Raw genomic sequence first — 21824 nt, 5'->3', positions numbered from 1 at the left:
CCGCGGTGGACCAGGAACTGGACCGGCTGCGGGCCAAGCTCGCCCGGCTGACCGGATCGGCCCGCAACCGGCCGCTGATCGAGCTGGGGCAGAAGCTCTTCGAGGCCTACTGGCGCTCCGGCGCGGGCCGGCCGGAGTCGCGGCCACACCTGGCCGAGGCGGCCACCGTGCTGGACGAGGCGTACGGGTACTTCGCGCCGGGCGACTTCCTGCGCGGCCAGGTGGCGGCGCTGCTCGGCCTGGTTCTCGGCGCCCGCTACGGCCTGCACGGCGCCGGCGGCCCGGAACGTGAGCGGGCGATCGGCCTGCTCGACGAGGCGCTGTCGTTCCCGCGGCTGCCGTTCGGCCTGGTGCTCAACGCGCGGCTGACGCTGGGCCAGTTGCTCCTGCACCGGGTGCTCGCGGTCATGCAGCCGGGAGAGTTGATCGCCCGCGCCTCCCGGGGCGACACGATGGTGGATCAGCGGGCCGACGCCGACCGCGCCGTCGAGTGCCTGCGCGCGGTGCGGGGCGGGGACGCCGAGGCCGTCGCCGGGCCGATGATCGAGGTCGCCGAGGCGATGCGGAACCTGATGGACGCGGTCCAGCACGGACCGGCCGCGGTCGACTTCAGCGGGCTCTTCCAGGCGATCACCGCGCTCCAGAAGGTGCAGCAGCGGTACGGCGCCGGGATACCGCGCCCCGGTGGGCTCCCGCCCCTGCCCGGCCTGAACGAGGCCGACGACCTGGCCCGGTCGTCGCCGCTGGACCGCCCGGTAGCCGTGGTGCATGGCGACGTCCCGGCCGCGCCCCACCCGGAAAGACGGCCGGAGAGCCAGCCGGAAAGCCGGACGGAGAGCCGGCCGGAGAGCCGCCGGCCGGCCGGCCCGACGGTCAGCGCCGCCGAGCTTCGCGCCGCCTTCCGTGAACGCCTCGGTGGCGCCGGGCCGCGCGTCTGGCCGCCGCTGCTCGCCCTGCTGGACGCCGAGCCGCCCGGCGTCGACCTGATCGACGGCCTGCTCGGCCTGGCCACCCGGCTGACCGCCGCGCCCGGCTCGGGCGCCGAGAACCACCTGCTGCTCGCGACCGCGCTCTATCTGCGGAGCCGGGTCGACAGCGGCGGCTGGGGCGACAGCGACGGTGGCGCCGACCGGGACCGGGCCGCCCACAGCCTGCTGGCCGCCCGGGACGCCCTGCCCGGCCAGCGCGCCGATGTGCTGAGCGTCGCCTACCGGCTGGCCGGCCTGCTCGACGAGGTCCGCACGCCCGGTGACCTGCGCTCGCGCCTGGCCGACGGCTTCACCGCGGTCACCGGCGCGCTGCGGTCGGCCGGGGCCGGCGCTCTCGCCTATCCGCAGCCGACCGGCCTGTTGTTGCTGGTCGCGGCGACCGGCCGGTTCGAGCCGGCCGCGCCCGGCGCTCCGCGGCCGGAGCGTCTCCTGGTGGTGGGTGACGGGCAGGCCGGTCCGGCGTCGGCGGCCTCCTATGTACGCTCCGCGGCCCAGGTTGTCGATCTGGCCGCCCGCCGGCGTCCGCCCCTGGCCGAGAAGCCGCTGTTCGTCGGCGTTCCGGGCGGCGACCGGCTGCGCGACGCGTTCTACCCGCGCGGGGTGTTCCTCCACCGGCCCACGGTCGACCAGGTCCGGGCCGGCCTCCCGGCCTCGATGCTGCACCTGGGCTGTGGCGTCACCGGCGGCGGCGAGCTGGAGCTGGCCGGTGGACGTCTCCCGCTCAGCCACCTCGCCGCGGGCGGCCGCTCCGGCGGCGTGGCCGTGCTGCCGCCGGCCACCGCGGGCCTCCCGGCGCTGCTCGCGGCCCTGCTCGCCACCTGTTACGCCGGCGTGGTGGCCTGGCGCACCCCGGTGCCGCCGGCCGAGGAGGCGGTTGTCCTGCACGTCCTGCACCAGCATCTGGCCGAAGGCAGCATCGGCGCCGTCCGCACCGTACGCGAATGGGCCCTTGATCGTCGCCGGAAGGCCCCGCCCGGCCTGCCCGCCGAACTGGAGCGGGCGGCCGGATCGGCCGCGCTGACCGACGCCGAGCTGATCCATCACGGTCTCTGAATCTCCGGCGACGAGCGAGCTGTCCGTCAGAGAGGGGAGAGGACCGACGACCCGCCCAGGAGCGCCTGATGACCGTGACCGAGACCGAGCCCGACCCCACACCGGAACCCGAGCCCGCCGGTGACCCGTACGCCGACGCGCTGCGGGCGGTGCACGCCGAACTGGCCGAGGGCAACGCCCGCGCCGCCGCCCGGGAACGCGTCATCGAGCGGCTGCACGAGGAGAACCAGCTGCTCAAGGCCGGTGAGCGGCAGAGCCTGCTGCGCCCGGTGGTGACCGACCTCTACCGGCTCCGCGACGACCTGCTCAAGCAGGCCGCCGAGCTGCCCGCGGACTTCGGCGCCGAGCGGGCGGCGGCGCTGCTGGAGTCGTACGGGCAGACCGTCGAACTCGCCCTGGAACGCGCCGGCGTGCTGCCGGTCCGCCCGGACGTCGGCGACCGCTTCGACGCCGGCGCCCACCGCGCCTCCGGGGTGGTGCCCGCGGTCACGCCCGAGGCCGACGCCACCGTCGCCGGGATCGTCCGCGACGGCTACCGCGACACCGTCACCGACCGGGTACTGGCGCCCGCCACCGTGCTGGTCGCCCGCTGGACCCCGGCGCCCGAAGCCGCCTGACCTCCCCACGAAACCGGCAGACGAAGGAACACGATGGACACCTACTTCGGCATCGACCTCGGCACGACGTACTCAGCGATCGCCTACATCGACGACACCGGCCGGCCCACCCCGGTGCGCAACTCCATGACCAACGAGGACACCACGCCGTCGGTGGTGTGGTTCGAGAGCGCCGACAACGTGGTGGTCGGGCGGACCGCCAAGGACGTCGCCCAGCTCTACCCGGAGCGGGTGGTCAGCCTGGTCAAGCGGTACATGGGCAAGGAGGAGGCCTGGGAGTTCGACGGCCGGCCGCACACCGCCGAGTCGATCTCCGCGCTGATCCTGAAGCAACTCGCCCAGGACGCCGCGACGTACACCGGCCGGGAGGTCACCGACGTGGTGATCACCGTGCCGGCCTACTTCGGCATGCTGGAGCGGGACGCCACCCGCAACGCCGGCCGGATCGCCGGGCTGAACGTGGTCGGCATCGTCCCCGAGCCGGTCGCCGCGGCCCTGCAGTACGAGGTCGACGGCGACCGGACGGTGCTGGTCTTCGACCTCGGCGGCGGCACCTTCGACACCACGGTCATCAAGGTGTCGGCCGGCGCCGTCGACGTGCTGTGCACCGACGGCGACCAGGAGCTGGGCGGCGCCGACTGGGACGCCCGGCTGGCCGACCACCTGGTGCAGCAGTTCATCGACAAGGCCTCGCCGGACGGCGACCCGCGCGACGACGAGCAGTTCCTGCAGGAGATCGCCCGGATCGCCGAGGACACCAAGAAGATGCTCAGCCAGGCCGAGTCGCGGCCGGTGGCGATCCGCTACGGCGGCGGCTCGGCGATGATCGAGGTCAGCCGGGCCAAGTTCAACGAGCTCACCAAGGACCTGATGGACCGGGCCGTGGAGTACACCCGGCGCACCATCGAGACGCTGAAGTCCAAGGGTCACCCGGGCACCATCGACGACGTGCTGCTGGTCGGCGGGTCCAGCAAGATGCCGATGGTCGCCGAGCGGCTGACCGACGAGTTCGGCTGGACGCCCCGGCTGCACGACCCCGACCTGGCGGTGGCCAAGGGCGCGGCCCGGTTCGCGCTCAGCCGCGCGGTGTGGGACTGGCCCGGCGGCGCCGAGGACCGGATCGAGCAGATCGCCCGGAACACCGGGATCGCCCCCGCGGCGATCGAGGCGAACGCCAACCGGAAGATCACCAACGTGCTGCCGAAGGCGTTCGGCGTGAAGCTGGTCGACAGCGAGAACCCGGACTGGGAGCGCGACCCGGACGCCGCCTCGTACATCCACCACCTCGTGCACGCCAACGAGTCGCTGCCCAGCGGCGCGCGGCCGCTGCAGGCGCAGACCGTGGCCGAGGGCCAGACCGCGATCACGATCGAGATCTACGAGCAGGCCGGGTCGGTGGAGAGCCGGGACCTGTCGGCCAACGCGGCCGTGGACAAGGGCGCCGGCGAGATCTCCGGGCTGCCGCCGCTGCGGATGGGCTCGCCGATCGCGATCAGCATGCAGGTGGACGAGGAGGGCACCCTCTCGGTGCACGCGGCCGAACCGTCGACCGGCAAGGACCTGACGATCGACGTACGGGTCAGCGTGCTCAGCGAAGAGGAGGTCGTGACCGCCCGCCAGGCCGTCTCGGCCATCACCGTGCGGGCCTGAGCACGATGAGCTTCGACCAGGAGGCGTACGAGCGCGAGGTGGTGCGCCCGCTGCGCGGCAAGCGGGGCAAGCTGCCACCTCCGCCGGTGATGTACGCGGTCCGGCCGGACCTGCGCGACCGGGCCGCGCTGGAGGCGCATCTCAAGCGGGTGCGCGCGTTCTGGGGCCAGAAGGCGCGCGGCAACACCAACGCGGGCGCGGTGTGCAAGCAGTTCATCGCGGCCGACGAGGAGCTCAAGCGGACGGCCGGCGGCCGGCTCGCCGACCCGCTGTGGTGGCAGGACCAGTTCCGGCAGTCGGCCGACGACCAGAAGGCCGCCCGTACCGAGCTGGTCCGGAAGCTGCGCGAGGCCTACGGCGCGTCCGGCCGGATCACCCGGGCCCAGCTCACCGCGATCGCCCAGCACGTCGGGGGCGGCGAGGTGGCCCAGGCCGAGGCGGCGGCCCGGGAGGCCGGGCTGACCGTGATCGACGTGCTCGAGCTGCCGGCCGACTGCGGGCTCAGCCGCACCCAGTACGACCAGCTGCGCGATCGGCTGGCCGAGGCCGGCGCCCGGACCGTCGTCCACCTGCTCCACCCCGGCCTGACCGTCCCGTTCGCGATCGCGCGCGGCTTCACCGTGGCCGGCCGGCCGCAACTGGGCCTGGGCCCGGAACGGATCACCGAGCAGCTCGAGCAGGCCGAGAAGGCCGCCGACTCGACCGCGACCCGGGCCCGCAAGACGGCGCTGGCGCTGCTGCGTTCGGCCTACACGAAGGTGCCCGACCTGGCGGCGATCGCCCTGTTCCACATCGTCGACCAGGTCGGCGACGCGCACCGGGCCGGGCTGGACACCAAGTTCGTGGCCGCGCAGATCGCCGAGCTGGGCGTGACCGAGGCGGACGCCCAGCTGATCGCGATCAGCCTGCCGTCGACCGGTGGCGGGCCGGAACGCGGGCTGGACCGGATCCAGAAGCTGATCGAGGGCCGGCGGCTCGGCGAGGCGCGGGCGGCGCTGGCCGCGCTGCCCGGCGACCACGCGGAACACGCGGCCGCCACCGAGCTGGTGACCAAGGCGATGGCGGCCTTCGACGACCTGCTGCGCCAGGCCGCCGACGCGGAACGGCGGCACGATGTGGCCGGCGCCGCCCGGCTGCTGCAGCAGGCCGGTGAGCTCGACGCCGACAACGCGCAGGTGCTGGCCGCGCAGGAACGGTTGCCCGCCCCCGACCCGGCCCAGCTCAGCCTGGCCGAGCACGCGTCGCCGCCGGGCGTCCGGCTGTCCTGGGCGGCCGGCCCGGGCGCGCCGGGCGGGCTCACCTATCGGGTGGTGCGCGGCGACGACCGGCCGCCGGTGCACGAGACCGACGGCGTCCGGGTGGCCCAGTCGGCCGACCGGGCGGCCGTCGACGCCGGGGTCACGCCCGGCCGCCCGGCCCACTACGCGGTCTTCGCCAGCGCCAACGGGACCGTCTGGTCGCGGCCGGTCACCGGCTCGATCACCGTGCTGCCGCGGGTCGGCGAGGTGACGCTGGACGCCGACGAGACCAGCGTCAGCGGCAGCTGGCAGCAGCACCCCGCGGTGATCGAGGTCCGGGTCCGCCGGACCCGCCCCGGCGTAGGCACGCCGATCCGGGTCACCGGGCACGGTTTCCGCGACACCGCGATCCGGGTCGGCGAGCCGCACCACTACGAGCTGACCGCCGTCTACCCCGGCCCGGGCGGCCGCGAGCAGCTCGCCGAGCCGGTGGTCGCCTCGGCCACCCCGCGCGGCGCCGCCCGGCCGGTCGGTGACCTGGCGGTCGAGCCGCTGACCACCGCCGACGGCGCCCTGCGGGTCCGCCTGACCTGGACCGCGGGCGAGCACGACGAGATCGAGATCCGCCGGTCGGACCGGCCGCCCGCGTGGGGAGCGGGTGAGCAGGTGCCGGCCGCCCGGGCGCGGTCCTTCGGCGCCGTGCTGCCGGGCGTACCGGTGGTCCGTGGCGGCATGGTCACGATGGACTGCGCCGTCCCGCCGGGCCAGCACGTCTACGTCCCGTTCTCGTACGGCGCCGGCGGCGCGGCCGTCGGCCGGGCGGTGGCGATGGGCGTCACCGCGCCGGTCACCTCGCCGCAGCTGCGCCGCACCGGCGACCGGATCATCCTCACCTGGCTCTGGCCGGACGACGTGGGCCTGGCCGAGGTGCGGTGGGACTCGCCGCGGGCCGGTGCCACGTTCACGATCAGCCGGGCCAAGTACGACGCCGAGAGCGGCTGCCCGCTGACCGCGCCGACCGGCGGCGGCAGCGCCGAGATCCGGGCGATCGCGGTCGGCCCGACCGGCACCGCCCAGTCGCCGCCGGTCACCTGCTCGATCGGGCCGCGCGCGACCCGGGTCGCCTACACCGTGGCCCGCCCGCAGCCCCCGTCGGGCAAGCCGCTGCTGGCCAAGCTGCGCGACCGGGTCCGCGACCGGGCCCGGGTGGTCGCCCTGGCCAGCGAGGACGAGTGCCACGACCTCGAGGTGGTCGTGGTCGCGGCGGCCGGCGTGGCCATGCCGATGCGCGCCGCGCAGGGCACCGAGCTGGCCCGGGAGAGCGGTGTGCACCTGCGTCCCGGGGTGCCGTACCCGATCGCGATCGAGGTGCCGGCGTCGTTCGCCCGCCCGTACTGGATCCGCTGCTTCGTCGAGAAACCCGGTGGATACGCCGTCACGGATCCGCCCGTCGACCAGATGAAGGTGTCCTGATGTCCCGCTTGGCCTGCCCGTACTGCTATCACCGCATCCCCGCGAACCGGCTCTGGTACCAGTGCTCGGGCCAGAGCGCCCCGGGCTTCAAGGCCTGCACGGCGGTACGCGACCCGGACCGCGAACGCGAGACCGGGCTCAACGTGATGTCCCGCCCGGCCTACGGGCCGCAGCGCAAGCTGATCCCGGCGCCCCGCAAGGAGGTCTGCCCGGCCTGCCACGGCGCCTCCGGGATCCGGGTCTGCCCGTGCTGCCACACGCCGCTGTCGGTGAACTTCGCCGAGTCGACCAGCCCGCTGATCGCCATGGTCGGCGCCAAGAACACCGGCAAGACGGTCTACCTGACCGTGCTCTCGCAGGAGCTGCGGACCGGTCTGCGGCGGCGCTTCGGCGCGGACGTACGCGTCTCCGGGGACCAGCCGTCGCCGACCAACACGGCCGACCTCTACAGCAACCGCAAGCTGTTCGAGCAGACCGCCAAGTCCAACGACGGCCGCCGCGACCCGCTGGTGTTCGAGTGGCGGCAGGAACGTCAGGTGCTGCGGCGCAACACGTTCAAGACCAGCTTCCTGTCCTTCTACGACACCGCGGGCGAGGACCTGATCCGCCAGGACCACGTGCACGACCTGCAGTACCTCGGCGCCGCCGACGCGCTGATCCTGCTGCTCGACCCGTTCATGCTGCCCGAGGCGCGCGACCGGGTCCGGCTGCCCGACGAGGCGGTCAAGACCGGCGAGCCGACCATCGAGGTGCTCAGCCGGATCACCGAGAAGCTCCGGGTCACGCACGAGGTCAGGGCCAAGAACAAGATCGCCATCCCGGTGTCGGTGGCGTTCGCGAAGATCGACGCGTTCTACGACGAGCTGGGCAGCGACCACCCGGTGCTGCAGACGCCGCCGACCGGCCCGGAGTACGACGACGTCAGCGGCCAGGCCGTGCACGAGCACATCCGGGCCCTGCTGCACGAGTGGGGCGCCGACGACATCGACACCCACCTGCGGTTCAACTACGCCAACTTCCGCTACTTCGCGGTGTCGGCGCTGGGCGCCCAGCCGAACTACGCCACCAAGGAGATCGACCCCGGTGGCATCCGGCCGCACCGTGTCGACGAGCCGCTGGTCTGGCTGCTCAGCAAGTTCGGCGTGGTCCCGGTGCGGGGGCAGCGATGAACGACTTCGGCACGCTGATCTACACCGACTGCCGGCCCGGGCAGGGGCTCAGCGGCGGCGCCGGGCTCCAGTTCCAGGCCGCGTCCTCCGACGTGGACGGCGACGCGATGGCGATCGTGCAGCGGCACCTGCTCTACGAGCCGCCGTCCACCTGGATGCGCGACCAGCGCCCGGTCGGCGACTACCCGCCGTCGTTCGCGCACGTCGGCGGCGACCGGTACGCCACCGCCGCCGGCGTCTACCTCGGCCAGGAGGCCAACGGCACCCGCGAGGGCAACCAGCTCACCCACGCGGTCACCACCGACGACCCCAGGGCGTACGGGATCCTGCGCCCGGCGCAGCTGTTCGGCGCCTCGTTCTGGACCAGCAAGCCGGCCGGCGCCACCCGCTGCGAGGCGGTGCCGGCCGAGCCGCCGCCGGGCGTGCTGGACACCGAGGCGGTGCACGAGTTCGTCCGCCGCCACCCGGACGGCCCGCGGCTGCTCGCGGCGCTGCTCAGCGTGCTGTCCCGCCCCGACGACGGCCAGGCCCAGCAGGTGCTGTTCGTCGCCGACCAGGTCGAGCCGGTGCTCACCTGGGTCGCCGCGGCCACCCTGCTGATGCCGCACCGGCAGGCCCTGGACATCGGGTTCAAGGTGTTCACCACCACGCCGTCGCGGTCGTCGCAGCGGGTGCTGGCGGTGCACCCGGGCTGGGACGAGCCGCCCGCCTCGGCCGACCGGCCCGGCGGCTACCTGGTGGTCGACCTGCTGGCCGGGCGGTGGAGCGAGGCCGTGACCACGCCGCTGGCCGAGGCGTGGGCCGAGACGTTCTGCGCCGCCGACGACCCGTTCGACGTGACCGACGCGGTCGAGCTGGCCGGGGCGAGCCGCCTCGAGCCGGAGGAGGGCGCGGCCCTGGCCCGGCTGGCGGTGCTGGGGGAGCAGCCGGCCCCGCGGCACCATGGGCGCATCGTCGGCTGGCTCACCGACGGGCCGCCCGACCAGGTCGAGACGTACGGGCCGGCGGTGGCCGCCACGTTCGCCGAGCACGTCGCCGACCTCCGGGTCGAGCTGCTGCGCGAGCTCGACCGGGCCACGCACGCCGGTCGGTTCCCCGGCCAGGCGGTTCCGGTCCGGATGGCGCTGCTGAACGCCGAACTGCGTGACGCGGCCGCGCTCCGCCCGCCCCGGCCGGACGTGGTGCCGAACGTGGCCCGGCAGGAGTGGACCGACCAGGACACCCACCACGCGCTGCGGGCCACCCTGGAGGCGCTGCGGGCGACGACCGGGCCGGCCTTCGCGGCGACCCTGACCGTGGCCGGGGACTACGGCGTCCCGGTGCGCCTCGGGCTGATCGGGCCGCAAGCCTTCGCCTTCGTGAGCCACTGGGCGCGGAACCCGCTCGCCGCCTACTCGATCTCGAGCTGGCCGGCCCGGCTGGAGTTCCTCGACGCGCTGCGGGACAGCCTCGACGAGCTCGTGGAGACCGACCCGCGAGGCGTCGGCGAGGCGTGGTGCCGGCGGCTGACCCCGATGGACGCGACCGCGCGGCTGGACGGGGTCCTGATCGGCGCCCGCATGTCCACCGCGGCCGGGCCGGAGCGGCTCACCGTGGTCGGCGAGCTGATCCGGATGGCCGCCGCGCACCACGACCCGGTCGAGCAGTTCACCGCGCTGGCGGCGAACCTCTGGCGGTTCACCCAGCCCGCCCGGCCGGAACTGGACGAGCTGCGCAAGGCGATGCCGCCGGGCGCGGCCATGCACGCGGGCGCGGTCGAGAAGTACCTGATGTTCCGGGTCCAGTCCGGGGCGCTCGACCGGGCCGACCTCGACCTGGCGCATCGCCTCGCCGACGACCGCCGGCTGAACCCGGCGCAGTACACCCGCGACCTGATGCGGGAGGACGCGGCGATGCGGGACGTGTGCGGCCGGCTGACCGATCCGGACACCAAGGACGCCGCCGTCCTGCGGGCCATCGACCAGGTCTCCGCCCCGATCCGACGACTGCACCAGGCCTCGCTGGTCGACGCCCTGCTGTCGGCCGGCTCGGCCGCGACCGTGGTGGCCGTCCTGAACAAACTGCCTCCGGTCGCCCAGCGGCGCTACGCCGACCTCGCGGTGGAGGTCCTCAAGGACAAGCCGGCGCCGCCGTTCGTGGCGACCGCCATGGCCGTGGTCGTCGGTGCGAAGGACGTGCAGGCCCAGGACACCGTCTGGGCGGCCGTCAACAAGTGGGCCCGCTGGGCGCCCACCTCGCAGGTCGACGGCGTCTCGACCGCGCTCGACGAGCAGGACCTGACCACGGCCCTCGACCAGTGGCACAAGCTGCTCGACCACAACAAGATCCGGCGCGGCCGGGCCTGGCTGCGCCGCTCGAAAGGCAAATGATCATGGGCTATGTCCTGGCGGCCATCGCCGGCCTCGTCGCCGTCGGCCTCTACCTGACCCTGTGCTTCTACGTCTTCCTCTACGTCGCCCTGCCGGTCAGCGCGATCACCGGCGTGATCGGGGTGGTCGGCGGCGTGGCCACCGCGGTGGTGCTCGCCGGCCTGGGCTGGGGCGGCAAGAGCAAGCAGATCGTGCTGGTCGGCCCGGCCGCCGTGATGAAGGGCGCGATCGGCGGCCGTCCGGTGCCGCCCGGCCGGCCCCGGCGTGACCCGGCCTGGCCGACCTACTTCGTCACCCAGTACCGGCGCGACCTGGCCGGCATCATCGCCTGGCTGCGGGAGTCGGTGCAGGACTCGTGGCAGGTCTGCGGCCGCGGCGCCCGCAAGGTCAGCCGCACGTCGATGTACCTGTGGCTGCTGGTCTGGCCGGCCGTGCCGGTGGTCCTGGCCTTCCTGAGCATGCTGAGCCTGGGCGCGGTCCTCGGCGCGCTGTTCTGCGCGCTGATCGTGGCCGTGGTCACCGGGCTCGCGTGGGCCGTGGGCGGCGCCGTGGTGTGGATCCTGCGCGGCGCCGACCACGCGTGGCAGGTGGCGTTCCGGGCCGCCGCCTCGTGCCCGCGCTGCTACTACGTGACGCGGCTGCCCGCGTACCGATGCTCCTGTGACGACCTGCACCGCGACATCCGGCCCGGGAAGCTCGGCGTGCTGTGGCGGCGGTGCGGCGGGCGCAGCGAGACCTGCGGGCGGCGGCTGCCCACCATGGTGCTGCGGGCGGCGCGGGTGATGACCCCGGTGTGCCAGCGCTGCGACGCCGACCTGCACGCCAACGCCGCGGTCGCCACCGACATCCGGATCCCGGTCTTCGGCGCCACGATGGCCGGCAAGACCCGGCTCATCGCCGCCGGCCTGGTGCTGCTCAAGGACGCGTTCGGCGGGCAGGCGTCGTTCGTCGACAAGGAGAGCGAGCGGACCTACCGCAGCCACAAGACCGACTTCGACGGCGACCGGCCGATGCCGAAGACGGCCAAGACCAACCCGGTGGCCACCACGATCGACGTGCACACCGGGCGCCGGCACGCGCTGGTGCACATCTTCGACGCGGCCGGCGAACTCTACGTGGAGCGCAAGGCCAACGCCGAGCTCTCCTACCTGGATCAGGCCCGGACGCTGATGTTCGTGCTCGACCCGTTCTCGGTGCCGGACGTCCGGGCGCGGCTGACCGGCCCGCACACCGCCACGCTGGCCGAGGCCAACGCCTCGCCGCACGACACCGAGGCGTCCTACAACTCGACCGTCCAGCGGCTGCGCGACGCCGGCGTGGAGACCGGGCGGCGCCGGCTCGCCTTCGTCATCAGCAAGGCCGACCTGCTGCAGAAGCTGCCCGAGGACCTGGGGCTGCGGATCACCGACCCGGAGGCGTGGCTGCACGACCGCGGGCTGGACAACCTGCTGCTGAGCGCGCGGCGCGACTTCAGCGACGTACACATCTTCATCGTCTCCTCCATGGCCCGCACCACCAACGGCGTGGCCACCGCGCTCGACCCCCTGCGCTGGCTGCTGGCCGGCGAGGGCATCACCGTCTGAAGTGGAGTAACCGCATGCCTCCCTCGTACGCCGCGTCCCGCATCACGCTGCTCGTGCTCGTCCTCCTGACCGCCGGTGGGCTGCTGGTCGCGGCCCAGCTGCCCGAGCTGTGGGCGCAGGTCACCGCGTCGGTCGAGCAGCTCGTCGACGAGGCCGCCGGGGCGGGCCGCTGATGACCGCGGTCGGCATCGATCTCGGCACCACCTACTCGGTGATGGCCTCGGTGGACGCCGCCGGACGCCCGGCCGTGGTGGCCAACGGGCTCGGCCGGCTCACCACGCCGTCGGTGGTCTGCTTCGAGGCGCCCGGCTCGGTGCTGGTCGGCGAGGCGGCGAAGAACGCCATGCCGGTGCTGCCCGACCGTACGGTCGCCCTGATCAAGCGGGACATGGGCACCGACCGCCTGCTCTACTTCGACGACGACGAGCACACGCCGGAGTCGGTCTCGGCGCTCATCCTCAAGGCGGTGACCTCGGCGCTGACCGCGCGCGGGGAGGTGGTCCGGGCGGTCGTCACGGTGCCGGCCTATTTCGGCGTACGCGAGCGCGAAGCGACCCAGGAGGCCTGCCTGCTGGCCGGTCTCGAGGTCCTCGAACTGGTCAGCGAGCCGGTGGCGGCGGCCATCCACTACGGCCTGACCGGGCTGGACGCCGACCGCACGGTCCTCGTGTACGACCTGGGCGGCGGCACCTTCGACGCCACCGTGATGGTCACCGGCCGGTACGCCCGGGTGGTCGCCACCGACGGCGACACCGAGCTCGGCGGCGCCGACTGGGACCGCCGGCTCGTCGGGTTCCTGCTCGGCCGGTTCCTCGACCTGACCGGCCTCGACCCGGGCGACGACGAGGCGTTCGTCGCCGAGCTGACACTGACCGCGGAGGACGTCAAGAAGGACCTCAGCACCGCCACCACGCGGGTCGTGCCGATGCGGCACGGCGGGGCGACCGCCTCGGTCCGGGTCAACCGCGAGGAGTTCGAGGAGATCACCCGCGACCTGGTCGAGCGGACGCTGGACTGCGTGCGGCGGCTGCTGTCGGCCGCGGCGGACAAGGGCGTCACCCGGGTCGACCAGGTCCTGCTGGTCGGCGGCTCGAGCCGGATGCCGATGATCGCCGCCGCCCTCGGTGAGCTGCTCGGCTGCCCGATCGCGTTGCACGATCCCGACTTCGCGGTGGCCAAGGGCGCCGCCCTGCGCGCGGCCGAGCTCGCCGGCGCCGGGGTCGGCCGCCGGGCCGTGCCGAGCGCCTCGGTGGTGTCGCGCGGCTTCGGCCTGCTCGTGCACGACAGCCACGACGACCCGTCCGGACTCGGCAAGCTCGTGCAGCACGTGATCCACCGCAACGATCCGCTCCCGGTCACCGGCAACGACCTCACCGTCGCCACCATCCTGGACGGCCAGCGCAGCGTGAAGATCGAGGTCTACGAACAGGCGGGTACGACCGAATCGCCGGCGCCCGGCGACAACCGGCGCATCCTCTCCGGCGAGCTGACCGGCCTGCCGGCGAAACTGCCCGCCGGGTCACCCATCGACATCCGGTTCGAGCTGGGCCTCGACGGCCGGCTGGCGATCTCGGCCACCGAGCCGCGGTCCCGCGCCCGGCTCACCATCGAGGCGTGCATCGAGGGCGTGCTGGACAACGCCGACCGGCTCCGGCTCGGCAAGGTCATCGGCGGATTGGCGGTACGGCAGTGAGCGCATGGGTCCGGCGGGAGTTCGGCGGCATCGGTGTCACGCAGCACAAACCCGGGCGGCACCTGAAGGCGGTGCAGGAGCCGTACCAGGGAAAGGTTCTGCTCTGCATCGACGTCAGCGGCTCGATGAGCTTCCGCGACGGCCTGCGCACCCGCCTCGACGAGGCGAGACGCGGCGCACGGCAGTTCGTCGAGGAGGCGCTGGCCGCGCACTACCGGGTCGGCCTGGTGCTCTGGCACCACGGCGTCGAGGGCCACGTGCCGCTCGCGACCGACCCCGGCAAGCTGCACCGCATGCTGGACGGCGCCCGCGCCGACGGCGGCAACAACATCGTCCCGACCCTGAAGCTCGGCATCCGCGAGATGGGCCACTTGACCGGCGACCGGGTGATCGCCATCTTCGGCGACGGCGACCTGGGCGCGGTCGACCCGGCCGTGCGGGCGGCCAAGGAGGTGACCCGGCACGGCATCCGCATCGTCACCCGAGGCCTGGGCCACGCCTCGGCCCGCTCCCTGTCCGTGATCGCCTCCGACGAGGTCACCGAGTCCATCGAGCCCGGCGACATCGCCTCCGGCATCGCCGCGATGGTCAAATCGGTGACCGTTCGCCCGTAGCCGACATTGCCTGGGGTAATCGAGTAACTTCATTGTGTGACAGGCGTCGGTGAGGACCCGTGCAGCCGGTTGAGCGCGCGAATCCCGGCCGACGACTGGGCGGTCCTGCAGGTCAGCGGTGTCCTGGTCCACTTCGAACGCGATCAGGTGCTGTTCCGGCAGGGAGACGCGGGCCGGCACGTGTATGTCGTCCTGGACGGCTCGGTCAAGGTGGTACGCGCCGAGGCTGATGGCGGCCAGACCCTCCTGACCGTGCGCGCCGGTGGCGACGTGGTCGGTGACGTGGCGGCGCTTGATCACGGCACCAGGTCCGGAACAGTCACCGCGCTCGCGCCAGTTCGTGCGCGCATGCTCACCGCCAAGCAGTTCCAGCTATTCGTTCAGCGACCCTCCGTGTCGATCGGCTTCACCCGCTATACCGTCGAGCGGCTCCGGCAGGCCGATGTCCAGCGCAGCGAGATCGCCGTCCTGCCGGTGCGGACCCGGCTGGCCCGTGCACTGCTCCGGTTGACCGCCTCTCAACAGGCGTCCGGTGAGGATCCGGTCATCCGGCTGTCCCAGCAGGATGTCGCACACTACGCCGGCGCATCGCGGAATGCGGTGGTTGACGTGATAGGGGAACTTCGCGCCGCCGGCATCATCAGCACCACCCGTCGGGCGACCCAGGTCATCGATCCCGAGGCGCTGCGGAGGGTCGCCGGTTTTTGACGCACATCGGACAGTCGGCGTCGTCACCTTCCATGTGCCCAGCGCTGGGCAGTCCGCGTCGCCGGCCGCCACCAGCATGTCCTCATCCGATTCGGAGGCATGGATGAGGAGTTGGTCATGAGCATCAGGCAACCGTTCACACAGGTGAGGGAACTGCCGCCGTACGTCGGCATCCTCGCGGTGGACGCCAAGGGTTTCACCGAACAACCGGGTGCGGTGATGCAGGAGTTCAGCGGCCTGATCCCGGAACTCGTCGGCAGGGCGTTCGAGAGGGTCGGTCTCCACGAGGAATGGCAGAACCCGCCGTTCTTCGGGCCGACCGGCGACGGATTCGCGGTGGGAATCCCGACGGCGTTCGTGCCGAGGGTGATCCACCCGTTTCTCGGCGAGCTCCAGCGCGTGCTGGCCGAGTACAACCAGAAAGCCCGGCTCAGCGAGCCGCAGATCCGGTTGCGCGCCAGCCTCAACGTCGGTCCCGTCTCCACCGGCACCAATCCCTATGTCAGCGGGAACGGCACCGCCCGTAACGAGACCCACCGGCTCCTCGACTCGATTCCGGTGCGGGCGATCTTGAGCTCGGCGAGCCCGCGGGTCACGTTCGTCGCGGCCATCCTCTCCGACCGTGTGTTCCAGGACGTCGTCGTCGGGGGGTACGCACAACGGCATCCCGATCACTTCCTCGAGGTCAATGCGGCCGTCGAGGGTAAGGCCTTCGGGCAGCGTGCCTGGCTCCACGTCCCGGAGCCGTCGGGCAATCTCGTCGCGGCGGGGCTGCCGGCGAGCCCGCCGGAGCCATCAGATCCGGCCGCCGAGCCGGCCCACCACCGGAGGCCGCCCGGCGATGCCGTTGGCATCAACGTCCGCGCCGACGACAACACCGGCCAGGTCGGCGGCTACGTCGGCGAGATGCGTCAGGAGCGCAACCCGTGAACGACGACCAAGCCCCGTCGTACGAGTCGGAAGAGTTCGACCGGAACCTGGCCGATCTGACCGCGCCCGACGACGTGACGCCCGGCGACGCGGCGTCAACGAGCAGCGTCACCGTCACCACGAACAAAGGGCAGGTGGCAGGGCACGTCGCCGGTGATCAGGTACAGACCATCATCAGCAACTACATCAGTCGGCTACGTCGGGCGTACGACCTGACTTCCGACATCGTCGGAGAGATCGTCGATACGTTCGTGGACCGGGATTTCGAGTCGATCTCCGGGGAGAAGACGCGCGTTCAGGGCGTGATCGAGATTCTTCGGGAACGGCGGTGCGTCGTGCTGCTCGGCGAGCCGGGAGTAGGGCGGCGGAATGCGGCCGTGCGGGCCCTAGCGGAGTCCGGGCTGCCGCTGCGTCAGTTGCCGGCCTGGGGATCCGGCGCTTCCCGAGGAGCAGGACGTGTTCGACCACCCGGCCGACACCGGGCGCGCCTTCCTGCTGATGGCTCCGGATGAGGGGAATCCGCCGGCCGGACTGGTGGCGCAGATCGCCGCCTTCGCCGATGAACTGTCCGAGGCGGGCTCCTTTCTGATCGTGGCCACGACCACGTCGATGTGGGCGGCGGCCGGCGGATATCACGATGGGTCGGTGCTCGTGGTCGGTCCGCCGGACGGCCATGAGCTTCTGCGGAAGCGCGTCGCGTTCTTCGTGCGCCGACCGGACGTGCTGGAGGGCCTCGACGATCAACAGATCGAACAGCACGCCAAGGCCGCCGCACCGGACGACGTGATGCGGCTCGCCGACCTTCTGATCGAAGTCGCCAGGAGAACGCCGGATCACCTGGGGAGCGAGGAAGGGCGGCGGAAATTCGTCGAGGAGGTCGTTCACGCCTATCTCAGGTGGGAGGCGGAGCTCGGCGATTGGTTCCAGAATCGGACGGACGCGGCCGACCGCCTGTTCCTCCTCGCGGTCGCGGCCCTGGAGGGTTCACCGGCGCCGGTCGTTCTCAGGGCGGCCGAGGACCTGGGTGGGAGGCTCGGCCTCAGCCGGCTGGGGATCAGCGGGATCGAGTCCGCCGGTATCCGGCAGCTCGCGAAGACCGTCCAGGCGGAGGTGCGCCCGGATACGACCATCCACTTCAAGCGTCCGGCGTACCGCACCGCGGTCCTCGACTTCGTGCTCTCCGACCGTTCCGAGCACGTGCGTCGCGCGTTGCAGCGTTGGCTCGCTGACCTGCCGTCCCCGAACCACGCACCGAAGGTGGGGACCGCGACCGCGGTCGCCGAAGTCGTCCTCGACCTCGCTCGCCGGCACCGCGACGTCGGGTTCCCGATCGCGATGGTCGCGGGCTGGAAACGGCAGGAGCGGCTGCGCGACGTACTGGTCGAGTTGCTCACGGCAGTCGCGCTGAGCCCGGAGGCTGGTGGGCCTTCTGTACGGGTGGTTCGACCGTGCCGCAGCCGATCACGATTTCGCTCAGTGGCTCATCGGCAGTTTTGTACTGGCGGTTGAGGGACCGGGCTCGGCCCTGCGGGCGAGCAATATCCGCGTCCTCGTGGACACCTGGCATGGCGGCGAAGTCTCCGAGGCACAGGCCGGCTTTCGCGAGCAACTGGTCGCGCGGGTTCTTCGCGCCGACCCCATGATCTGGCCGTACCGGGTCATCCCGTTCGATCGGGGAGGTGCTCAGGATGCCAGTCCGCAAGCTGTTTGAGAACTTCCGGAGCGGCGGTGTGCCGCCGGTGGAGCAGCATGAGCGGACCTTCGTGTCACGGCTGCCCAGCGTGATCGAAGGCAGCCATTTCGACGCCACCTTCCAGGTCTGGTTCCTGACCGGAGGCTGCCGCTCCGAGGCGGAGTTCCATGAGCTCAGGAGCTACCTCATCGGGCAGGCGCGGGTCGTCACCACTCGGCGTACCGCCAACGACCTGGACCTGGTCGGCCCTGAGGTGAACAACTATCTCGGTCGCATCGACTGGACCTCGAGCGGCCGCGGCGCCCTGGCCGTCACCGTTCAGCTGACGGCCTCTCCCGAGGTACGACGCATCGCCACCGAGTGGGAGGAACTGCGGAGCCGCCTTGCCGTCGAGCGGATGCGGCATGCCTTGGAGGACGAGGAGCTTCGCCACCTGCGACAGGACATCTTCAGCCAGCCGGCTGTCGCTCGCACCTATTGGCTCAAACATCACCCCGGTGCACTCACCGATGTCGCGAAGGACGAGCCGTTCGAAAGCATCGCGGCCAAGCTGGGTGCAGCGTCCGATCGACCGAGCCTCGCGATAGCACGGCTGATCGAGGATTTCCTGGGCAAGCTGGATCCGAAGCATGCCGAATACCTGGTGGATCAGCTCGCCAACGTGTTCGCCTCGTACGACCGTGACGATCTGAGTCAACGGCTCGTGGCGGCCGAGACGCACGAGGGCAGCGATGATCCGCGTTGAGCTCGTCCCCGGCGTCCTCCCGTGCTGGATCACCGTGCTGGTGGGTGCCGCCGCCCAGATCGCGACGGAGATGCTGTCCGTGCGGCATGGCCTGCTCCGCATCGCGTCCATCGTCCCGCTGCTCGTGTTGATCGCGGTGAACGCTCTGGCCACTCTGGGCGGACCGGGTTTCCGGCGAGCCGGGCGGTGGTTCGCGGCCGGATTGGTCGTTGCCGGGGTTCCGCTCTGGTATTCCGGCGGCGTCGCTGCGCTGGGTGGCTTTCCCGAAAGCCCGGACCTGACAGCTGCCCTCGCACCGGGTCTGATCGTGTCAGGGACGGTCATCCTGCACATGGTGCTCCGGCCCGAACCTCGGAAAGCGTCGTGAGACGGAGCCAGCAATGCCGTCGATCCGACCCGACTCCCGGTACGGAGTACGCGTGGCGCGCGCTCGGGCTGACCGTCGAGTGGACCAAGCACGCGGAGACGAAGGGGGCCGTGGTCCTGGCCACGGCCGGCGTGCTCGGTGGTCTCCTCTACGGAATGATCAATCAGGTCAATCGTCCGGCCCCGGCGTTCGTGGTCGCCGCGTCGTCGTGCGTGGCGGCGATCGGCGTGACCGGCGGTTCGGCCGCCACGGCTCTGTGGCCGCGGATACGGCCTGGCGGGCGAGATCCCGGCCTGCTCTTCTTCCGCGGCGTCGCCGACCGGTACGCCGGCAATATGGACGCATATGTGGAGGCGTTCGCAGCCTTCGTCCGGGACGACGTCGCGGTGCGTTGCGCGCTGGCCCGGCAGATCTGGGCCGCCTCCGACGTCGCGAAGCGCAAGTATCGGGCGCTCAATGTGGCGGTCGGAGGTCTTCTCGTCTCGATCACGTTGATCGCCGTGACGGCGGCGTTACGGCTGGCTGGAGACTGAGCCCAGATGGGAGGCGTGATGCGCCGCGCCTCAGCTCGATCTGGCCCAGCGGGCGGCGATGTCGGCGTGGGCCGCGACCAGGGCCGGTGGGGGCCGCGTCGCGCCGCCCGGGAAGCCGAGCAGGAACGCGGTGTGGCACGGGATGACCTCGAAGGTGTGGTCGCCGCAGAAGACGCGGAGGAACCAGCGGCCGCCGGCCTGGTCGGGTTCGAGGTCGGTGATGTCCTCGTACAGGATGTGGAAGGTCCGGGAGATCCAGTGCTGGGTCACGCCGGTCTCGTCGACGATCGTGCGGATGCGCCAGTTGGACAGCAGGAAGGCCGCGAAACCGGCCATCAGGGCCAGGGCGAGGGTGGTGCCGGCCACCTTCTCGAATCCGGGGTCGCGGATCGCGCCGGCCAGCAGCGGGACGGCCATCGCGACGACCAGGGCGGTCAGCGCGGTGGTCACGATCAGCCACGGGGTGTGGCGGTAGACGTGGCGTTCGGTGGGTGGCACGGCGGCCATCCTGCCGTACGGAACCCGATCATTGGGGCTGGCCACTCTTAGGTTAGGCTGCCCTTATGAACTCCGGCCCCGGTGCTGACGCCCTCCGCGGCAGCGATCTGACGCTGGCCTACGACGGGCGGACCGTGGTGCACGGCGCCGGCATCGAGCTGCGCGCCGGGCACGTCGTCGCGCTCGTCGGCCCCAACGGCTCCGGCAAGTCCACCCTGCTCCGGGCGCTCGCCCGCCTGCACCCGCCCCGGTCCGGCACGGTGCGGCTGCCCGACGCCGACGCGCTCGCCCTGCGCCCGAAGGAGTTCGCCCGGCGGGTCACCCTGCTCACCCAGTCGCGGCCGACGCCGGGCGGGGTGCGGGTCAAAGACGTCGTCGGGTACGGGCGACACCCGTACCGCGGCCGGTTCGGCTCCGGCGACCCCGACGGCCACCAGGTGGTCGACCGGGCGATGCGGCTGACCGGGGTGGGCGCGATGGCCGAGCGGGCCGTCGACGAGCTGTCCGGCGGCGAGCTGCAGCGCGTCTGGCTGGCCACCTGCCTGGCCCAGGACACCGGTGTGGTGCTGCTCGACGAGCCCACCACCTTCCTCGACCTGCGCTACCAGGTGGAGATCCTGGACACCGTCCGTGAGCTGGCCGACGACCACGACGTGGCGATCGGCGTGGTGCTGCACGACCTCGACCAGGCCGCCGCGGTGGCCGACCAGGTGGTCCTGCTCGACCAGGGCACGGTACGCGCGAGCGGGCCCCCGGCCGACGTGCTCACGGCCGACCTGCTCACCGAGGTCTACGGCCTGCGGATCGACGTGCACGTCGACGACGACGGACGCGTCCGCACGCAACCCATCGGCCGGCACACCCAGCGGCCGGTGGCTCGATGAAGAGAAGGGGAACCCCCATGGTCCTGACCCGCCGAGCGTTCGCCGCCGCGACCGCGGCCGCGCTCACCGCGATGACCCTCGCGGCCTGCGGCACCACCGAGGAGCCGACCGACGCGTCGGCCCCGTCCGCCCCGGCGGCGACCGGCCCGGTGGACGTCACCGACGAGCGTGGCCCGGTGCACCTCGACAAGCCGGCCGCCGCGGTCGTCTCGCTCGAGTGGGGCCTGACCGAGAACCTGGTGGCGCTCGGCGTGAAGCCGGTGGGCCAGGCCGACGTCAAGGGCTACAACGCCTGGGACACGGTGATGCCGATCGACGCCAAGACCCCGGACGTCGGCCTGCGCGGCGAGCCCAGCCTGGACGCCATCGTGGCGCTCAAGCCCGACCTGGTGGTCACCACCACCGACGTGCCCGAGAACGTGCTCGGCCAGATCGCCAAGCAGGTCCCGGTGATCGCGCTGAAGGGCTCGGACGGCAGCGACCCGATCGGCTACATGAAGAAGACGGTCACCACGCTGGCCAAGGCCACCGGCACCGACGCGCAGGCCACCAAGCTGATCGCCGACTTCGACGCCAAGATCGTGGCCGGCAAGGACGCGCTGGCCCAGGCGGGCAAGACCGGCGCGCCGTTCACCATGTCGGACGGCTGGGTCGACGCCGGCAACGTGAGCCTGCGGATGTACACGCCGGGCTCGTTCTTCGGCAGCATCGGCGCCCAGCTCGGCCTGCAGAACCAGTGGACCACCGGCGGCGACAAGGACTACGGCCTCGCCCAGACCGACGTGGAGGGCCTCACCAAGATCACGAACAAGGACAACACCTTCGTGTACGTCGCCAACAAGGCCGACGACGGCGAGGCGTACGTGAACGCGCTCCAGAAGAACAAGATCTGGACCGGGCTGGGGTTCGTGCGGTCGCAGAAGGTCAAGCGCATCCCGGACGGCATCTGGATGTTCGGCGGCCCGGCGTCCGCGGGCGCCTACGTCGACGCGCTCGTCGCCGCGCTCACCAAGTAGTC

21 protein-coding genes are annotated in these 21824 nt (G+C 72.4%); 20 read left to right on the top strand and 1 reads right to left on the bottom strand.

Annotation, left to right across the window (positions count from 1 at the left end):
• Positions 1–5: 5 nt before the first annotated feature.
• The 18 genes from AB0O15_RS37240 to AB0O15_RS37155 all read left to right on the top strand — a co-directional run bounded on the left by AB0O15_RS37240 (position 6) and on the right by AB0O15_RS37155 (position 19424).
• Positions 6–2042, top strand: a complete 2037-nt coding sequence (locus AB0O15_RS37240; protein ID WP_364329087.1) for a hypothetical protein — start codon at positions 6–8, stop codon at positions 2040–2042.
• Positions 2043–2110: 68 nt separating this feature from the next.
• On the top strand, positions 2111–2659 hold the full coding sequence (gene grpE, locus AB0O15_RS37235; RefSeq protein ID WP_364329084.1) for a nucleotide exchange factor GrpE: 549 nt from the start codon (positions 2111–2113) through the stop codon (positions 2657–2659).
• A gap of 33 nt (positions 2660–2692) precedes the next feature.
• Positions 2693–4309, top strand: a complete 1617-nt coding sequence (locus AB0O15_RS37230; RefSeq protein WP_364329081.1) for an Hsp70 family protein — start codon at positions 2693–2695, stop codon at positions 4307–4309.
• Positions 4310–4314: 5 nt separating this feature from the next.
• On the top strand, positions 4315–7020 hold the full coding sequence (locus AB0O15_RS37225) for a hypothetical protein (protein ID WP_364329078.1): 2706 nt from the start codon (positions 4315–4317) through the stop codon (positions 7018–7020).
• A complete protein-coding gene (locus tag AB0O15_RS37220; protein ID WP_364329075.1) occupies positions 7020–8189 on the top strand; it encodes a hypothetical protein in 1170 nt (389 codons plus the stop codon). The genes AB0O15_RS37225 and AB0O15_RS37220 overlap by 1 nt, the downstream gene beginning before the upstream one ends.
• A complete protein-coding gene (locus AB0O15_RS37215; protein ID WP_364329072.1) occupies positions 8186–10558 on the top strand; it encodes a GTPase-associated protein 1-related protein in 2373 nt (790 codons plus the stop codon). The genes AB0O15_RS37220 and AB0O15_RS37215 overlap by 4 nt, the downstream gene beginning before the upstream one ends.
• A 2-nt stretch (positions 10559–10560) precedes the next feature.
• The gene (locus AB0O15_RS37210; protein ID WP_364329069.1) at positions 10561–12141 is read left to right on the top strand and encodes a hypothetical protein; all 1581 of its coding nucleotides are present in this window, start codon (positions 10561–10563) and stop codon (positions 12139–12141) included.
• Positions 12142–12155: 14 nt separating this feature from the next.
• Positions 12156–12314, top strand: a complete 159-nt coding sequence (locus tag AB0O15_RS37205) for a hypothetical protein (protein WP_364329066.1) — start codon at positions 12156–12158, stop codon at positions 12312–12314.
• Entirely contained in the window at positions 12314–13834 is a 1521-nt protein-coding gene (locus tag AB0O15_RS37200) for an Hsp70 family protein (protein WP_364329063.1), read from the top strand. The genes AB0O15_RS37205 and AB0O15_RS37200 overlap by 1 nt, the downstream gene beginning before the upstream one ends.
• Complete coding sequence (locus tag AB0O15_RS37195; protein WP_364329060.1) at positions 13831–14448, top strand: VWA domain-containing protein; 618 nt, start codon at positions 13831–13833, stop codon at positions 14446–14448. Before AB0O15_RS37200 ends, AB0O15_RS37195 begins: the two co-directional genes overlap by 4 nt.
• 36 nt (positions 14449–14484) lie before the next feature.
• Positions 14485–15156 (top strand): Crp/Fnr family transcriptional regulator, encoded by a 672-nt coding sequence (locus tag AB0O15_RS37190; RefSeq protein ID WP_364329057.1) that lies wholly within the window; start codon positions 14485–14487, stop codon positions 15154–15156.
• Positions 15157–15273: 117 nt separating this feature from the next.
• Positions 15274–16086 (top strand): hypothetical protein, encoded by an 813-nt coding sequence (locus AB0O15_RS37185; RefSeq protein WP_364329055.1) that lies wholly within the window; start codon positions 15274–15276, stop codon positions 16084–16086.
• Positions 16083–16598 (top strand): hypothetical protein, encoded by a 516-nt coding sequence (locus AB0O15_RS37180; RefSeq protein WP_364329053.1) that lies wholly within the window; start codon positions 16083–16085, stop codon positions 16596–16598. The genes AB0O15_RS37185 and AB0O15_RS37180 overlap by 4 nt, the downstream gene beginning before the upstream one ends.
• Positions 16543–17595: a hypothetical protein gene (locus AB0O15_RS37175; protein WP_364329051.1), complete on the top strand. Its 1053-nt coding sequence runs from the start codon at positions 16543–16545 to the stop codon at positions 17593–17595. The genes AB0O15_RS37180 and AB0O15_RS37175 overlap by 56 nt, the downstream gene beginning before the upstream one ends.
• A 43-nt stretch (positions 17596–17638) precedes the next feature.
• On the top strand, positions 17639–17797 hold the full coding sequence (locus tag AB0O15_RS37170; protein WP_364329050.1) for a hypothetical protein: 159 nt from the start codon (positions 17639–17641) through the stop codon (positions 17795–17797).
• Positions 17775–18524: a hypothetical protein gene (locus AB0O15_RS37165; protein WP_364329048.1), complete on the top strand. Its 750-nt coding sequence runs from the start codon at positions 17775–17777 to the stop codon at positions 18522–18524. The genes AB0O15_RS37170 and AB0O15_RS37165 overlap by 23 nt, the downstream gene beginning before the upstream one ends.
• Positions 18525–18558: 34 nt before the next feature.
• On the top strand, positions 18559–18891 hold the full coding sequence (locus AB0O15_RS37160) for a hypothetical protein (RefSeq protein ID WP_364329046.1): 333 nt from the start codon (positions 18559–18561) through the stop codon (positions 18889–18891).
• Positions 18888–19424 (top strand): Pycsar system effector family protein, encoded by a 537-nt coding sequence (locus AB0O15_RS37155; RefSeq protein ID WP_364329043.1) that lies wholly within the window; start codon positions 18888–18890, stop codon positions 19422–19424. The genes AB0O15_RS37160 and AB0O15_RS37155 overlap by 4 nt, the downstream gene beginning before the upstream one ends.
• A gap of 30 nt (positions 19425–19454) precedes the next feature.
• Here the strand turns inward: AB0O15_RS37155 and AB0O15_RS37150 are convergent, their stop codons facing one another.
• Entirely contained in the window at positions 19455–19922 is a 468-nt protein-coding gene (locus AB0O15_RS37150) for a hypothetical protein (RefSeq protein WP_364329041.1), read from the bottom strand.
• A 65-nt stretch (positions 19923–19987) separates the two neighbouring features.
• Here AB0O15_RS37150 and AB0O15_RS37145 point away from each other — a divergent pair, with 65 nt between their 5' ends.
• Together AB0O15_RS37145 and AB0O15_RS37140 are read left to right on the top strand one after the other, a co-directional pair.
• Complete coding sequence (locus tag AB0O15_RS37145; protein ID WP_364329038.1) at positions 19988–20806, top strand: ABC transporter ATP-binding protein; 819 nt, start codon at positions 19988–19990, stop codon at positions 20804–20806.
• Between the two features lie 17 nt (positions 20807–20823).
• Complete coding sequence (locus AB0O15_RS37140) at positions 20824–21822, top strand: iron-siderophore ABC transporter substrate-binding protein (protein ID WP_364329036.1); 999 nt, start codon at positions 20824–20826, stop codon at positions 21820–21822.
• Positions 21823–21824 lie beyond the last annotated feature (2 nt).

It is taken from the genome of Actinoplanes sp. NPDC089786 (genome assembly GCF_040684855.1).
In the GTDB taxonomy this organism is placed as follows: Bacteria; Actinomycetota; Actinomycetes; order Mycobacteriales; family Micromonosporaceae; genus Actinoplanes.
Note: the sequence above shows the minus strand (reverse complement) of the source record. Positions and strands in the feature narration are given on the sequence as shown.

Coding starts and splice junctions, on each gene's coding strand:
- grpE (WP_364329084.1), top strand. CDS start 2,111: ATGACCGTGACCGAGACCGAGCCCGACCCCACACCGGAACCCGAGCCC.
- AB0O15_RS37165 (WP_364329048.1), top strand. CDS start 17,775: ATGCCAGTCCGCAAGCTGTTTGAGAACTTCCGGAGCGGCGGTGTGCCG.
- AB0O15_RS37140 (WP_364329036.1), top strand. CDS start 20,824: ATGGTCCTGACCCGCCGAGCGTTCGCCGCCGCGACCGCGGCCGCGCTC.
- AB0O15_RS37185 (WP_364329055.1), top strand. CDS start 15,274: ATGAGCATCAGGCAACCGTTCACACAGGTGAGGGAACTGCCGCCGTAC.
- AB0O15_RS37230 (WP_364329081.1), top strand. CDS start 2,693: ATGGACACCTACTTCGGCATCGACCTCGGCACGACGTACTCAGCGATC.
- AB0O15_RS37215 (WP_364329072.1), top strand. CDS start 8,186: ATGAACGACTTCGGCACGCTGATCTACACCGACTGCCGGCCCGGGCAG.
- AB0O15_RS37225 (WP_364329078.1), top strand. CDS start 4,315: ATGAGCTTCGACCAGGAGGCGTACGAGCGCGAGGTGGTGCGCCCGCTG.
- AB0O15_RS37220 (WP_364329075.1), top strand. CDS start 7,020: ATGTCCCGCTTGGCCTGCCCGTACTGCTATCACCGCATCCCCGCGAAC.
- AB0O15_RS37210 (WP_364329069.1), top strand. CDS start 10,561: ATGGGCTATGTCCTGGCGGCCATCGCCGGCCTCGTCGCCGTCGGCCTC.
- AB0O15_RS37145 (WP_364329038.1), top strand. CDS start 19,988: ATGAACTCCGGCCCCGGTGCTGACGCCCTCCGCGGCAGCGATCTGACG.
- AB0O15_RS37200 (WP_364329063.1), top strand. CDS start 12,314: ATGACCGCGGTCGGCATCGATCTCGGCACCACCTACTCGGTGATGGCC.
- AB0O15_RS37205 (WP_364329066.1), top strand. CDS start 12,156: ATGCCTCCCTCGTACGCCGCGTCCCGCATCACGCTGCTCGTGCTCGTC.